Source organism: Serratia sp. CY52157, assembly GCF_052168495.1.
Lineage (GTDB): Bacteria > Pseudomonadota > Gammaproteobacteria > Enterobacterales > Enterobacteriaceae > Serratia > Serratia ureilytica.
Genome location: NZ_JBJNMO010000003.1, coordinates 553306 through 567098, shown reverse-complemented (window position 1 = coordinate 567098; position 13793 = coordinate 553306). Strand labels below are relative to the sequence as shown.

At 57.3% G+C, this 13793-nt stretch carries 13 protein-coding genes and 5 tRNA genes; 3 read left to right on the top strand and 15 right to left on the bottom strand.

Annotated elements, in window-relative coordinates:
- Positions 1-17: 17 nt before the first annotated feature.
- A complete protein-coding gene (rpsP, locus tag ACJ8IP_RS16500) occupies positions 18-266 on the bottom strand; it encodes a 30S ribosomal protein S16 (RefSeq protein WP_004932501.1) in 249 nt (82 codons plus the stop codon).
- A 214-nt stretch (positions 267-480) separates the two neighbouring features.
- Positions 481-1842, bottom strand: a complete 1362-nt coding sequence (gene ffh / locus ACJ8IP_RS16495; protein ID WP_004932504.1) for a signal recognition particle protein — start codon at positions 1840-1842, stop codon at positions 481-483.
- Positions 1843-2011: 169 nt separating this feature from the next.
- Here ffh and ACJ8IP_RS16490 point away from each other — a divergent pair, with 169 nt between their 5' ends.
- Both ACJ8IP_RS16490 and ACJ8IP_RS16485 read left to right on the top strand, forming a co-directional pair.
- Positions 2012-2803, top strand: coding sequence for a cytochrome C assembly family protein (locus tag ACJ8IP_RS16490; RefSeq protein WP_004932506.1), 792 nt, complete (start codon positions 2012-2014; stop codon positions 2801-2803).
- A 42-nt stretch (positions 2804-2845) separates the two neighbouring features.
- The gene (locus ACJ8IP_RS16485) at positions 2846-4135 is read left to right on the top strand and encodes an HlyC/CorC family transporter (protein WP_016929024.1); all 1290 of its coding nucleotides are present in this window, start codon (positions 2846-2848) and stop codon (positions 4133-4135) included.
- Between the two features lie 65 nt (positions 4136-4200).
- Here the strand turns inward: ACJ8IP_RS16485 and luxS are convergent, their stop codons facing one another.
- The 11 genes from luxS to alaS all read right to left on the bottom strand — a co-directional run bounded on the left by luxS (position 4201) and on the right by alaS (position 11940).
- Positions 4201-4716, bottom strand: a complete 516-nt coding sequence (gene luxS / locus ACJ8IP_RS16480; protein ID WP_033641910.1) for an S-ribosylhomocysteine lyase — start codon at positions 4714-4716, stop codon at positions 4201-4203.
- 166 nt (positions 4717-4882) lie between these two features.
- Positions 4883-6445, bottom strand: coding sequence for a glutamate--cysteine ligase (gshA, locus tag ACJ8IP_RS16475; RefSeq protein ID WP_033641909.1), 1563 nt, complete (start codon positions 6443-6445; stop codon positions 4883-4885).
- An 82-nt stretch (positions 6446-6527) separates the two neighbouring features.
- Positions 6528-6956, bottom strand: coding sequence for a YqaA family protein (locus ACJ8IP_RS16470; protein WP_004932520.1), 429 nt, complete (start codon positions 6954-6956; stop codon positions 6528-6530).
- On the bottom strand, positions 6953-7519 hold the full coding sequence (yqaB, locus tag ACJ8IP_RS16465; protein ID WP_033641908.1) for a fructose-1-phosphate/6-phosphogluconate phosphatase: 567 nt from the start codon (positions 7517-7519) through the stop codon (positions 6953-6955). Before yqaB ends, ACJ8IP_RS16470 begins: the two co-directional genes overlap by 4 nt.
- A gap of 315 nt (positions 7520-7834) precedes the next feature.
- Positions 7835-7911, bottom strand: a tRNA-Arg gene (locus tag ACJ8IP_RS16460).
- A 75-nt stretch (positions 7912-7986) separates the two neighbouring features.
- Positions 7987-8063 (bottom strand) — tRNA-Arg (locus tag ACJ8IP_RS16455).
- Positions 8064-8253: 190 nt separating this feature from the next.
- Positions 8254-8330: transfer RNA gene (locus ACJ8IP_RS16450), tRNA-Arg, on the bottom strand.
- A gap of 61 nt (positions 8331-8391) precedes the next feature.
- Positions 8392-8468: transfer RNA gene (locus tag ACJ8IP_RS16445), tRNA-Arg, on the bottom strand.
- 3 nt (positions 8469-8471) lie between these two features.
- A tRNA-Ser gene (locus tag ACJ8IP_RS16440) sits at positions 8472-8564 on the bottom strand.
- Positions 8565-8874: 310 nt separating this feature from the next.
- Positions 8875-9060, bottom strand: a complete 186-nt coding sequence (gene csrA / locus ACJ8IP_RS16435; protein ID WP_004091602.1) for a carbon storage regulator CsrA — start codon at positions 9058-9060, stop codon at positions 8875-8877.
- A gap of 252 nt (positions 9061-9312) precedes the next feature.
- Positions 9313-11940, bottom strand: coding sequence for an alanine--tRNA ligase (gene alaS / locus ACJ8IP_RS16430; protein ID WP_164106919.1), 2628 nt, complete (start codon positions 11938-11940; stop codon positions 9313-9315).
- Between alaS and ACJ8IP_RS16425 the strand changes: the two genes are divergently transcribed.
- Positions 11890-12033 (top strand): hypothetical protein, encoded by a 144-nt coding sequence (locus ACJ8IP_RS16425; RefSeq protein ID WP_162180460.1) that lies wholly within the window; start codon positions 11890-11892, stop codon positions 12031-12033. The two genes, alaS and ACJ8IP_RS16425, sit on opposite strands and share 51 nt — an antisense overlap.
- Before the next feature lie 40 nt (positions 12034-12073).
- Here the strand turns inward: ACJ8IP_RS16425 and recX are convergent, their stop codons facing one another.
- Together recX and recA are read right to left on the bottom strand one after the other, a co-directional pair.
- On the bottom strand, positions 12074-12586 hold the full coding sequence (gene recX / locus ACJ8IP_RS16420; protein WP_028127836.1) for a recombination regulator RecX: 513 nt from the start codon (positions 12584-12586) through the stop codon (positions 12074-12076).
- 60 nt (positions 12587-12646) lie between these two features.
- On the bottom strand, positions 12647-13711 hold the full coding sequence (recA, locus tag ACJ8IP_RS16415; protein ID WP_004932541.1) for a recombinase RecA: 1065 nt from the start codon (positions 13709-13711) through the stop codon (positions 12647-12649).
- Positions 13712-13793: the final 82 nt, after the last annotated feature.

The window sequence follows — 13793 nt, the reverse complement described above, 5'->3', positions numbered from 1 at the left end:
GCCACCACCGCGACAGATTAAGCTGCTTTCTTAGCGTCTTTGATCAGCGCGTGAACGCGATCAGAAACGGTTGCACCCAGACCAACCCAGTGCTCGATGCGGTCCAGGTCCAGACGCAGTGCTTCAGCCTGACCGGAAGCGATCGGGTTGAAGAAGCCTACGCGCTCGATGAAACGACCATCACGAGCGTTGCGGCTGTCGGTCACTACTACTTGATAGAACGGACGCTTTTTAGCGCCGCCACGTGCCAAACGAATTGTTACCATAACATCCTCTTTAGTTAATAAAACAGCCGGGCCCCATTGAGGGACGGGGCCCGGTTGCAATATAAAAAGCCCGAAAATTTTACTCATTTTGGCGCAAAAAGCAATCTAAAGCGTCGATCGCAGGGGACAACTTTTGCAGCCTGTCAAATTTCGGGCGGTTTTCACCGCGAACGGCGAATGCTGAAAGCGCCCGCACTCGGCGTGCGGAGGCCCGTCAGCGGCCAGGGAAGCCCGGCGGCATCATACCTTTCATGCCGCGCATCATCTTCGCCATACCGCCTTTCTTCATCTTCTTCATCATACGCTGCATTTCGTCGAACTGCTTCAGCAAGCGGTTGACGTCCTGCACCTGCATGCCGGCCCCCATCGCGATGCGGCGCTTGCGCGAGCCCTTGATGATTTCCGGTTTGGCACGCTCTTTCAGCGTCATCGAGTTGATGATCGCCTCCATGCGCACCAACACTTTGTCGTCCATCTGCGACTTGACGTTATCCGGCAGCTGGCCCGCGCCCGGCAGCTTGCTCAGCATATTGGCCATGCCGCCCATGTTGCGCATCTGCTTGAGCTGCTCCAGGAAGTCGGTCAGATCGAAACCGTCGCCCTTCTTCAGCTTGTTGGCCAGTTTCTCCGCCTGCTCGCGGTCGACCTTGCTTTCGATATCTTCGATCAGCGACAGCACGTCGCCCATGCCCAGGATGCGTGACGCCACGCGATCCGGATAGAACGGCTCCAGCGCTTCAGTCTTCTCGCCGACGCCGAGGAACTTGATCGGCTTGCCGGTGATGTGGCGGATGGACAACGCCGCACCGCCGCGCGCATCGCCGTCGACCTTGGTCAGCACCACGCCGGTCAGCGGCAGCGCTTCGTTAAACGCCTTGGCGGTATTGGCGGCGTCCTGGCCGGTCATGGCGTCGACCACGAACAGGGTTTCCACCGGCTTGATGGCCGCGTGCACCTGTTTGATCTCGTCCATCATCGCTTCGTCAACGTGCAGACGGCCGGCGGTATCGACGATCAGTACGTCATAGAACTTCAGCTTGGCCTGCTGCAACGCGCGGTTGACGATGTCGATCGGTTTTTCTTTGACGTCGGACGGGAAGAAATCGATGCCGACACCTTCCGCCAGCGTTTCCAGCTGTTTGATCGCCGCCGGGCGATAAACGTCCGCGGAAACCACCAACACTTTCTTCTTCTGTTTTTCTTTCAGGAACTTGCCGAGCTTACCGACGCTGGTGGTTTTACCGGCGCCCTGCAGGCCCGCCATCAGCACCACGGCCGGCGGCTGAGCCGCCAGATTCAGCTCGGTGTTGACTTCGCCCATCGCGGCGATCAGCTCACCCTTGACGATCTTGACGAACTCCTGCCCCGGCGTCAGGCTCTTGTTGACTTCATGGCCAACCGCGCTCTCTTTTACGCGGTTGATGAAGTCGCGCACCACCGGCAGCGCAACGTCCGCTTCCAGCAATGCCATACGCACTTCACGCAGGGTTTCCTTGATATTTTCTTCGGTCAGCCGCCCGCGGCCGCTGATATTGCGCAACGTGCGCGACAATCGATCGGTTAAATTTTCAAACATCGTCTCATGCTCAACGTGTAATGACAGGCCGCTCCGGCGACACAATTGCGCCGATGATAACACGAAGCGAGCAGGATCTCTGCCTCAGCGTTGGAGATAGGTTGGAGTGAAACGCGCGCAACGTTATACTGACACTCCAATTAACCACGCCGAAGCAAAATTAAACGCTATGCCAGTTTTCTCCATTGTGGCTTTGATGGCCTACCTGCTCAGCCTTGGACTGATCATTCCCAGTTTGTTGCGGAAGAATAGCGCATACCGTCGGCTTGCCCTCGTCTCGGCGGTGGTGGCGCTGATTTGCCACGCCATCGCGCTGCAGCAGCGCATCTTTGACGTCAGCGCCGGGCAGAATCTCAGCCTGCTGAACATTGGTTCCATCGTCAGCCTGATCATCTGCTCGGTGATGACCTTCGTCGCTTCGCGCGATCGCGGCTGGTTCCTGCTGCCAATCGTCTACAGCTTCGCGATGATCAACCTGGCCTTCGCCAGCTTTATGCCCGGCGAGTTCATCACTCACCTGGAGGCCAGCCCGGAACTGATGGTGCATATCGGCCTGGCGCTGTTCTCTTACGCCACCCTGATCATCGCCGCGCTCTATGCCTTGCAGCTCGCCTGGCTCGACTACCTGTTGAAAAACAAGAAGCTGACCTTCAGCGCCGACATGCCGCCGCTGATGAGCATTGAGCGCAAGATGTTCCATATCACCCAGATCGGCGTGGTGCTGCTGACGCTCACCCTGTGCACCGGCCTGCTGTACATGGATAATCTGTTCAGCAAAGAGAACGTGCATAAAGCCGTGCTGTCGATCATGGCCTGGTTCGTGTATATCGTGCTGTTGTGGGGCCACTACCATGAGGGCTGGCGCGGCCGCCGCGTCGTCTGGTTCAGCTTCGCCGGCGCCTTCCTGCTGACGCTCGCCTACTTCGGCAGCCGTCTGATTCAGCAGGTGATGGTGCGCTAGGCCAGCCTGGCTCAATTCTCCCTCTCTATAAGGAATACTGCATTGGAGCATGTGTCGACGGGGACCCTCATCATTATCCTGGTGATCATGATCGTGGTCTCCGCTTACTTCTCCGCCTCCGAAACCGGCATGATGACGCTCAACCGTTATCGCCTGCGTCACCTGTCCAAACAGGGCAACCGCTCGGCGCGTCGGGTCGAGAAGCTGCTGCAAAAACCGGATCGGCTGATCGGCCTGGTGCTGATCGGCAACAACCTGGTCAACATCCTCGCTTCGGCGCTGGCGACCATCGTCGGCATGCGGCTGTATGGCGATCTCGGCGTGGCGATTGCGACCGGCATACTGACTTTCGCCGTGCTGCTGTTCGCCGAAGTGCTGCCGAAGACCTTCGCCGCACTCTATCCGGAACGCATCGCCTTCCCCAGCAGCGTCCTGCTGGCCCCGTTGCAAAAGGTGATGTTCCCGCTGGTCTGGCTGCTCAACGGCATCACCAGCCTGACCTTGCGCCTGTTCGGCATTCGCACCAACGTGCGCATCAGCGACGCCGTCAGCAAGGATGAGCTGCGCACCATCGTGCGCGAATCCCAGTCGCAGATCTCCCGCCGCAATCAGGACATGCTGATCTCGGTGCTGGATCTGGAAAAGGTGACGGTCAACGACATCATGGTGCCGCGCACCGAGATCGTCGGCATCGACGTCAACGATGACTGGAAGTCGATCATGCGCCAGCTGACCCACTCGCCGCACGGCCGCATCGTGCTGTATCGCAGCTCGCTGGACGATGCGATCGGCATGCTGCGCGTGCGCGAAGCCTACCGCCTGATGACCGAGAAAAAAGAGTTCAACAAAGAGAACCTGCTGCGCGCCGCCGATGAGATCTATTTCGTTCCGGAAGGCACGCCGCTCAACGTGCAGCTGGTGAAATTCCAGCGCAACAAAGAGAAGGTCGGCATCGTGGTCGACGAGTACGGCGACATTCAGGGCCTGGTCACGGTGGAAGACATCCTCGAGGAGATCGTGGGCGATTTCACCACCTCGATGTCACCCACGCTGGCGGAAGAAGTCACGCCGCAGAGCGACGGTTCGGTCTTGATCGACGGCACCGCCAACGTGCGCGAGCTGAACAAGGCCTTCAACTGGACCTTGCCGGCCAATGAAGCCCGTACCGTCAACGGCATGCTGCTGGAAGAGCTGGAAGAGATCCCCGAAATCGGCACCCGGGTGCGCATCGGTCATTACGATATCGACATCCTCGACGTGCAGGGCAACATGATTAAACAGGTGCGGGTCACGCCGATCACCTCGCTGCAGTCCAGCGTCGGCCATCATTAGCCCTCGGCCAGAACGTAAAAAAGACGCGAAATCGCGTCTTTTTTTATTTTGCGGGCCACGCACGACTAGATATGCAGTTCCTGCAGCTTCTCTTTCGGCAGCGCCAGCTCGTCGTTGTGGTTCACCACCACGCCGTGATCCAGAATGTGCTTGGCGATTTCCTGCGCTTCTTCCAGCGAGTGCATATGGTAGGTGCCGCACTGGTACTCGTTAAGCTCAGGGATCTTGCGCTGGTCGGTCACTTTCAGCACGTCGGCCATTGCCGCTTTCCAGGCATCGGCAACGCGCTGCTCTTCCGGCACGCCGATCAGGCTCATGTAGAAACCGGTGCGACAGCCCATCGGGGAGATGTCGATAATTTCCACGCCCTGGCCGTTCAGGTGGTCACGCATAAAGCCGGCGAACAGGTGCTCCAGCGTGTGAATGCCGCGCTCGGGCATCACTTCCAGGTTCGGGCGGCAAAAGCGCAGATCAAACACCGTGATGGTATCGCCATGAGGCGTTTTCATGGTTTTTGCAACGCGGACAGCCGGAGCTGCCATACGGGTATGATCGACGGTAAAGCTATCCAGCAATGGCATTTCGCTACCTCCTCGTAAAAGAGCATTTATTTCGAAACTTTTTTTCCTAACCGGGAAACCTTTTCCAACCCTGCGAGTCTGAGTATGTGAAAGACGCGCATTTGTTATCATCATCCCTGTCATCAGAGATGCATATTTGGCCACATTGATGTGGCCTTTTTCTTTTTCAGCTTCCGCCGTTTTGCTTCAGGAACGCTTCAAAGCTTAGCGTATCATTGGCTTCTATGTCGCGTTGACGCTGCCACGAGGCTTCCCGCTCTTTATCCAGCTCGGCTTCGTTCAGGATTTCCAACGGTTCTTCCAGCAATGTCTGGCGATACTGCTCCGCCAGCTGCAAACCGACGCGCCCGGTGCCTTCCGCCTTCATTGCCTTGAGAATGCGCGCGGAGAAGGTCAGCTCAGGATCGTCAAACGCGGCGACCAGCTCATCGCACACCTGCTGGTATTGACGATCGCCGGCTTCGCCGTCCAGCACTTCTGCCACCCGACGCAGATCGGCGAACAGCGCCTTGCCGACTTTCTCCAGCGGCTCATGGCTGGCGCCACAGCCGATGCCGATGGTCTGGCCCGGCTTGCGCCCTTCGAGGATCACCCGGTTCCAGTTCTTGCGCGTGCACAGCAGCTCATCGCTGCTCATCTCCGGTGCATCCGCCAGCGCGCACCACACCAGGAACAGATCCAGGAAACGCGCCTGCACCGCATCCACGCCGATCGGCGAGAATGGGTTGATGTCCAGCGAACGCACTTCAATGTATTCGATACCGCCGCGCAGCAGCGCGTCCGACGGCGTCTCGCCGCTTTGGGTCACGCGCTTTGGCCGGATCGGCGCATACAGCTCATTCTCGATTTGCAGAACGTTGCTGTTCAGCTGCAGGTAGCGATCGCCCTCTTTCACGCCCAGCTTGGCGAACTCTTCGGAAGGCGTGGCGATCGCCCGCTTCAAACCGGCCACATAGCTGTGCAGATCGTTGAAGGTGATGCCCAGATTACTCTGCGATTTATTGGTATAACCCAAGTCGCTCAGGCGCAGCGAAGTGGCGTACGGCAGGTAGCACATCCCCTGCTCGGTGCGCTCGAACGGCAGATTGGTCTCGCGCCCTTTGAGGAACGAAGAACAAATGGCCGGCGATGCGCCGAACAGATACGGGATCACCCAGCCGAAACGGTAATAGTTGCGGATCAGGCGGAAATAACCGGCCGAGATCTGCTCTTTACCGCTTTCTGCGTCCTGCACGCCGGCCCAGGCCTGCCAAAACTCCAACGGCAGCGAGAAGTTGTAGTGCACGCCGGAAATGGTCTGCATCAGCGCGCCATAGCGATTCTTCAGCCCTTCACGGTACAGCGTCTTCATGCGGCCGATGTTCGACGAACCGAACTGCGCCAGCTCGATGTCCTGCTCGGCTTCGATAAAGCACGGCATGCTGAGCGGCCACATGCGCTCATCGCCAATGTTGCGCGCCACGTAGCGATGAATATCGCGCAGGAACGTCAGCAAGTGATCGATATTGTCATCAACCGGCGTAATGAACTCTAACAGCGCCTCGGCGAAATCCGTGGTGATCCAGTGGTGCGTCAATGCCGCCCCCAGCTTTTCCGGATGCCCGGTGGTCGCCAAGGTGCCGTTCGGCGTGACTCGCAGCGTTTCACGCTCGATGCCGCGACGAATGCCTTTTAATGCCTGGGGATGGGCTTCCAACCAAGAAAGCGCCTGTGATACGTCCGGGATCAAATTGACCTCCCGCTTCTAAAAACAATAACTCGTAAGCATACTGAATCCGCATCCGAGAGAATATTGAGTTATATTCACTTGGTTACTGCCACCAGGCGATGCCCTGTACCGTTATCATAGCCAAAACGATGTAACGCAGCGCCTTTCCGATACACAGAAACAGCGCGACAGAGCCCCAGGGCATGCGCAGCCAACCTGCCAACACGCACAACAAATCGCCCACCACCGGCACCCAGCTGAGCAACAGCGCAGCCGGGCCAAAGCGTTGCAGCCACCCGAGCGCCGTTGCCAGCCCCCGCTGTGGTTTCAACGCCGGTAACAGGCGCCCGATAATGACATTGGTCAACCCGCCAAGAGTGTTGCCCAGGGTCGCGGCCAGCACCAGCAACTCCGGCGAGACGCGACTCTGGGTCAGCAAGGCGACCAGAACGATTTCTGAATTTCCCGGCAGCAGCGTCGCACTGAGGAAGCTGCTGCCAAATAACGATATTACGGCTAGCGTACTACTCACAGCGTACGAACGTCTACCACAGCCATGCCGGCATTTTTTGCCGCCTGAATGCCAAACTCGGCGTCTTCAAACACCACGCATTTTTCCGGAGGCACGCCGATCAGTTCGGCACAGCGCAGGAAGGTATCCGGCTCCGGTTTATGGCGCTGTACATCGTCCGCACCGACGATCGCGTCGAAGCAGTTGAACAGGCCGAGATGACGCAGCAGCATTTCCGCCATGCGGTGCTCGCTGCCGGTGCCGACCGCCATCGGACGGCGGCCGTGATAGGACTTCACCACCTCGATCAATGGCAATGGACGCACGCTATCCAGCAGCATCGCTTCCACCGCGCGCGTTTTCTCCGCCGCCAGGTGATGGGGATCGAGATCGGCCTGATGGCTGGCGATAATCGCCTGAGCGATGCGCCAGGTCGGTGAACCGCTCAGCGCCACCATGGCCGCTTCATCAAACGTCATGCCATAACGGGACAGCACTTCGCGCCACGCTTTACGGTGCGTTGGCTCAGTGTCCAGAATCGTGCCGTCCATGTCGAAAATAAGACCCTGATAGCGGTCGTACATCGTTACTCCATGATCGTTGAGGAAAGAAAACTACTTTAGCGTAAAGCCGTTGGGTTGTCGCTGACTGCGTCATAGCGGAATGTGCTGTGATCGATCGGATGCAAAGAAGGAAAGGGGTGAAGAGAGAATGGCTAAATGCTGAAAAGCGAAAAACCCGCCAAAGCGGGTTTCTCTTAGATGGTGCATCCGGGAGGATGATTCGGCGCTAGCGCCTCCCCCTGCGGGCCGTTGCTTAAGCAACGTTATCCTCCCTGGTAACACTTTCTTTTTACCACCCGCATGACGATTTCTCTTCGCGATACGGGAGGTTAAACATGGTGCATCCGGGAGGATTCGAACCTCCGACCGCTCGGTTCGTAGCCGAGTACTCTATCCAGCTGAGCTACGGATGCATGACTGTTTTTGCCGCTTGCCTGTTTCACGAATAACAGAAAAGCAAAAACCCGCTAAGGCGGGCTTCTCTTAGATGGTGCATCCGGGAGGATTCGAACCTCCGACCGCTCGGTTCGTAGCCGAGTACTCTATCCAGCTGAGCTACGGATGCATTACTATTTTTACCGCGTGCCGGCTTTGCTAATAAAACCAGACTTGAAGAATGGTGCATCCGGGAGGATGATTCGGCGCTAGCGCCTCACCCTGCGGGCCGTTGCTTAAGCAACGTTATCCTCCCTGGTAACACTTTCTTTTCTTCCACCCGCTTGAAGATTTCTCTTCGCGACGAGTGAGATTAAGAATGGTGCATCCGGGAGGATTCGAACCTCCGACCGCTCGGTTCGTAGCCGAGTACTCTATCCAGCTGAGCTACGGATGCACAGGAATTCTTTTTTGATACCGTATGGTACGTTGTTACTACCCCACCATACTGCAAAATATGGTGCATCCGGGAGGATTCGAACCTCCGACCGCTCGGTTCGTAGCCGAGTACTCTATCCAGCTGAGCTACGGATGCAAATGGCGGTGAGGCGGGGATTCGAACCCCGGATGCAGCTTTTGACCGCATACTCCCTTAGCAGGGGAGCGCCTTCAGCCTCTCGGCCACCTCACCATACGCTTCTTTCGAATTGTGCCTAACTTGCTTTGGAGAAGCTCATCGGCACTGCGTGGCGCACATATTACTTTCTCCGACTTTTAAGTCAAACAATTTTTCCCAACTCATGCGCGTTTGCACAATTCGCACCCAACATGGGCGATTTCACGGCAAAAAGGGCGTTTTATCAACAGGCAACCGCAACGTCTGCAGCAATAAAGCAGGAAACTAACCGGGAAAATAATCACGAAAAAGAGAGGGGAGAACGAAAGAAGTGGGTAAAACGATGCAGTAGCGTCTCGTCTGGCAACGAGACGCTGCTTCGGAATCAGTAAGTCGTCTGCTGAGACTTCTCTGCCTGAATGCGCTGATAGATTTCTTCACGGTGAACTGAAACCTCTTTGGGGGCGTTCACACCAATACGCACCTGGTTGCCTTTTACCCCTAGCACAGTGACCGTAACCTCATCGCCAATCATGAGGGTTTCACCAACTCGACGAGTCAGAATTAACATTCTTTGCTCCTTGAAAGATTAAAAGAGTCGGGTCTCTCAGTTTCCCCGTCATTATCCATCATATGTGGTGAAAACGTAAGCCGCGCAATCCACAATAAGTGTAAGCAGACTTGGTCCCACCTCAGATAATGGTAAGTTTAGCCGACCAGAAAAACTTTGTTCCCGCAATTGTAACTAAATTGTGTTAGCACAGTATGAAAACGCCATAATCAACAAAGTATTATGGCGTTTGTCCGTGCTATTTATTTATGTTCACAGCTTTGAGGCCACCCAGGCTTCTACGCTGTTTAACGCCGCTGGCAGGGCGTTGATATCCGTCCCCCCCGCCATCGCCATATCAGGGCGACCACCGCCCTTGCCGCCGACCTGCTGCGCCACGTTGCCGATCAACTCGCCGGCTTTCACGCGGTCAGTCAGATCCTTGGTCACGCCTGCGACCAGGCTGACTTTGTCATCAGCCGTCGTCGCCAACACGATAATGGCCGAACCCAATTGATTTTTCAGGTCATCCACCATGGTGCGCAGCATTTTGGCTTCGACATTGTCCAACTGGCTGACCAACAGCTTCACGCCGTTAACCACTTTCGCCTGGCTGGACAGCGACGCGCTTTCCTGCGCCGCCTGCTGATCTTTCAGTTGCTGCAGTTCTTTTTCCAGCACGCGCGTGCGATCGAGCACCGAGCGCACTTTATCGGTCAGGTTGTTGCTGTCGCCCTTCACCAACTGAGCAACGTCTTGCAACAAATCGCTTTGCTGATGCAGCGTAGCGATAGCGCCAGCGCCGGTCACCGCTTCAATACGGCGGATGCCCGCCGCGGTGCCCGATTCGCTCAGAATGCGGAACAGGCCGATATCGCCGGTGCGGCTGGCGTGGGTGCCGCCGCACAGCTCGGTGGAGAAGTCGCCCATGGTCAGCACGCGCACGTTGTCGTCGTACTTCTCACCGAACAGCGCCATTGCGCCCTTCTCTTTCGCGTCTTCCAACGCCATCAGCTCGGTCTGCACCGGCAGGTTACGACGCACCTGCTGGTTAACCAGATCTTCCACCGCGCGAATTTGTTCCGGCTTCATCGCTTCAAAATGCGAGAAGTCGAAGCGCAGGTATTTGTCGTTAACCAGAGAGCCTTTCTGCGCAACGTGCTCGCCCAACGTTTGGCGCAGCGCGGCGTGTAGCAGGTGGGTCGCGGAGTGGTTCAGACGGATGCTGTTGCGGCGCTCGGCGTCGATCTGCGCATCCACGCGATCGTTCAGCTTCAGCGAACCTTGCGCCAGCTTGCCTTGATGGCCGATAGCCTGACCGTATTTCTGGGTGTCGTTGACCACAAACTCGGCGCCGGTGGCTTTCAGCACGCCTTTATCGCCGACCTGGCCGCCGGATTCACCGTAGAACGGCGTCTCGTCCAGCACCACCACCGCCTCTTCGCCGGCGTTGATCTGATCGACAGGCTGGCCGTCGCGGAACAGTGCGATGACCGTCGCCTGCTGCTCGTCGTGATCGTAGCCGCTGAACTGGCTGCTGCCGTCCACGCGGATCAGGCTGTTGTAGTCGGCGCCGAAGCCGCTGGATTCGCGCGCGCGGCGACGCTGTGCTTCCATCGCTTCTTCAAAGCCCGCTTCGTCGACTTTCAGACCGCGTTCGCGGCAGACGTCAGCGGTCAGATCCACCGGGAAACCGTAGGTATCGTACAGACGGAAAGCGGTTTCGCCGTCCAGGGTATCGCCCTGCAGCTTGGCCAGCTCTTCGTCCAACAGCGCCAGGCCACGCTCCAGCGTGCGGGCAAACTGCTCCTCTTCGGTTTTCAGCACCTGTTCCACCAGCGATTGCTGGCGTTTCAGCTCGTCGGCCGCCGGGCCCATCACTTCGATCAGCGGCGCTACCAGCTTGTAGAAGAAGGTATCTTTCGCGCCCAGCATGTTGCCATGGCGGATCGCGCGGCGAATGATGCGACGCAGCACGTAGCCGCGGTTTTCGTTAGAGGGGATCACGCCGTCAGACACCAGGAAAGCGCAGGAACGGATGTGGTCGGCAATAACGCGCAGAGATTTGTTGTCCAGATCGGCCGCGCCGGTCACTTTCGCCACGGCGGCGATCAGGGTGCGGAACAGGTCGATCTCATAGTTGGAGTTCACATGCTGCAACACCGCCGCGATGCGTTCCAGACCCATGCCGGTATCCACCGAAGGTTTCGGCAGCGGCAGCATGGTGCCGTCGGACTGACGGTTGAACTGCATGAAAACGATGTTCCAGATCTCGATGTAACGGTCGCCGTCTTCTTCCGGGCTGCCTGGAGGGCCGCCCCAGATGTGATCGCCGTGATCGTAGAAAATCTCGGTGCACGGGCCGCATGGACCGGTGTCGCCCATCTGCCAGAAGTTATCGGAAGCGAAAGGCGCGCCCTTGTTGTCGCCGATGCGGATAATGCGCTCCGCCGGTACGCCGATTTGCTTCTGCCAGATGTCGAACGCTTCGTCATCGGTTTCATACACGGTGACCCACAGTCTCTCTTTCGGCAGGTTGAACCAGTTTTCACCGGTCAGCAGTTCCCACGCGTAGCTGATCGCGTCGTGCTTGAAGTAATCGCCGAAGCTGAAGTTGCCCAGCATTTCAAAGAAGGTGTGGTGACGAGCGGTATAACCGACGTTTTCCAGGTCGTTATGCTTGCCGCCTGCGCGCACGCAGCGCTGCGAGGTGGTGGCGCGGGAATAGGCGCGTTTGTCGAGCCCCAGGAAAACATCCTTAAATTGGTTCATGCCGGCATTGGTAAACAGCAATGTCGGATCATTGTTAGGCACCAGGGAGCTGCTTGCTACAACCTGATGACCCTTACTATGAAAGAAATCGAGAAACGCTTGACGGATCTCAGCGGTGCTCTTGCTCATAATTTTCCTGGAAAGGCTAGAATAACGACACGTGAGCCGGTGGCGCGTCATCCCGACGATGACAACCAGCTCACGAACAAAAAGTGGGGATAAGATAAATTTTCTTCAGAGGGAAGTAAAACCCCGTGTGCGCTCATTGCGCAAAATCACGGTAAATTGACTGAATTTCTTCCTGGAAGAAGCCGCGATAGAGCAGATAACGCTGCACTTTGGCTTTCTCTTTCCAGTCAGTTGGCAACGCATCGCCAAATTTTCGCTGCGCCACCTGTTTCGCCTGCTCGCACCAGTCGATATCGCATTCCGCCAGCGCGTCCTGCACCAGCGCTTTATCCACGCCCTTTTGCATCAGTTCGCTGCGGATGCGCTGCGCGCCATAACCTTTGCGGCTGCGGCTGCCGATGTAGCTGTGGGCGAAACGCTTATCGTCCAGCCAGTTGTGCTGGTAACAGTAGACGATAACCTGATCGATCAGCGCAGGATCCACCGGCTCTTCGGCCACCGTCGGCGATGTCGGCGCATGCGGCCCCTTGCCGCCAAACCGGGCTTTCGCCACAAACGGCTGCGCCGCAAGTTTGCGGCGCAGTTCAGCTTCACTATGATCGCGTTGCGACAGCAGGCGCATGGCGCGGCTTAGCAAGTCATTCATCATTCAAGCCTGAATTCAGAGGATATGCGCCACATAAACGGCGGCGCACATCTTCAGCGATTAGAACTGCTCGCTGGTTTCTGCTTCGTCATCTTCGAAGTCGTCACCGGAGGCAGCCACCAGCTCACCGCCGCTGTGCAGCAGCAGGTCGCGCAGCTTCTTATCCAGCTCGGCGGCGATAGCCGGGTTTTCTTTCAGGAAGTTACAGGCATTCGCCTTGCCCTGACCGATCTTCTCGCCGTTATAGCTGTACCAGGCGCCGGCTTTTTCGATCATCTTGTGCTTCACGCCCAGATCGACCAGTTCGCCACGGCTGTTGATGCCTTCGCCGTACATGATTTGGAACTCAGCCTGTTTGAACGGCGCAGCGATTTTGTTCTTCACCACTTTCACGCGGGTTTCGCTGCCCACCACTTCGTCGCCTTCTTTGATGGCGCCGATACGACGGATATCCAGACGCACCGAAGCGTAGAACTTCAGGGCGTTACCGCCGGTCGTGGTTTCCGGGTTGCCGAACATCACACCAATTTTCATACGGATCTGGTTGATGAAGATCAGCAGGGTATTGGCGTTTTTCAGGTTGCCGGCCAGCTTACGCATGGCCTGGCTCATCATGCGCGCCGCCAACCCCATGTGCGAATCGCCGATTTCACCTTCGATTTCCGCCTTCGGCGTCAGCGCCGCCACGGAGTCGACGATGATGACGTCAACCGCGCCGGAGCGGGTCAGCGCATCACAGATTTCCAGCGCCTGCTCGCCGGTGTCCGGCTGGGAGCACAGCAGGTTGTCGATATCGACGCCCAGCTTTTTCGCATAGATAGGATCCAGCGCGTGCTCGGCATCGATGAACGCACAGGTTTTGCCTTCGCGCTGCGCGGCGGCGATCACCTGCAGCGTCAGAGTGGTTTTACCGGAGGATTCCGGGCCGTAAATTTCGACGATGCGGCCCATTGGCAGGCCGCCGGCGCCCAGAGCGATATCGAGTGACAGTGAGCCGGTGGAGATCGTTTCCACGTCCATGGAGCGGTCTTCACCCAGGCGCATGATGGAGCCTTTGCCGAACTGTTTCTCAATCTGGCCCAGTGCCGCAGCTAACGCCTTTTGCTTGTTCTCATCAATAGCCATTTTTGCTCCTTCGTTTCGCAATGCCGGTGTTACCCCACACTGCCACTGAATGTATGTTGTGCAGGAAATGCCACTAATTATA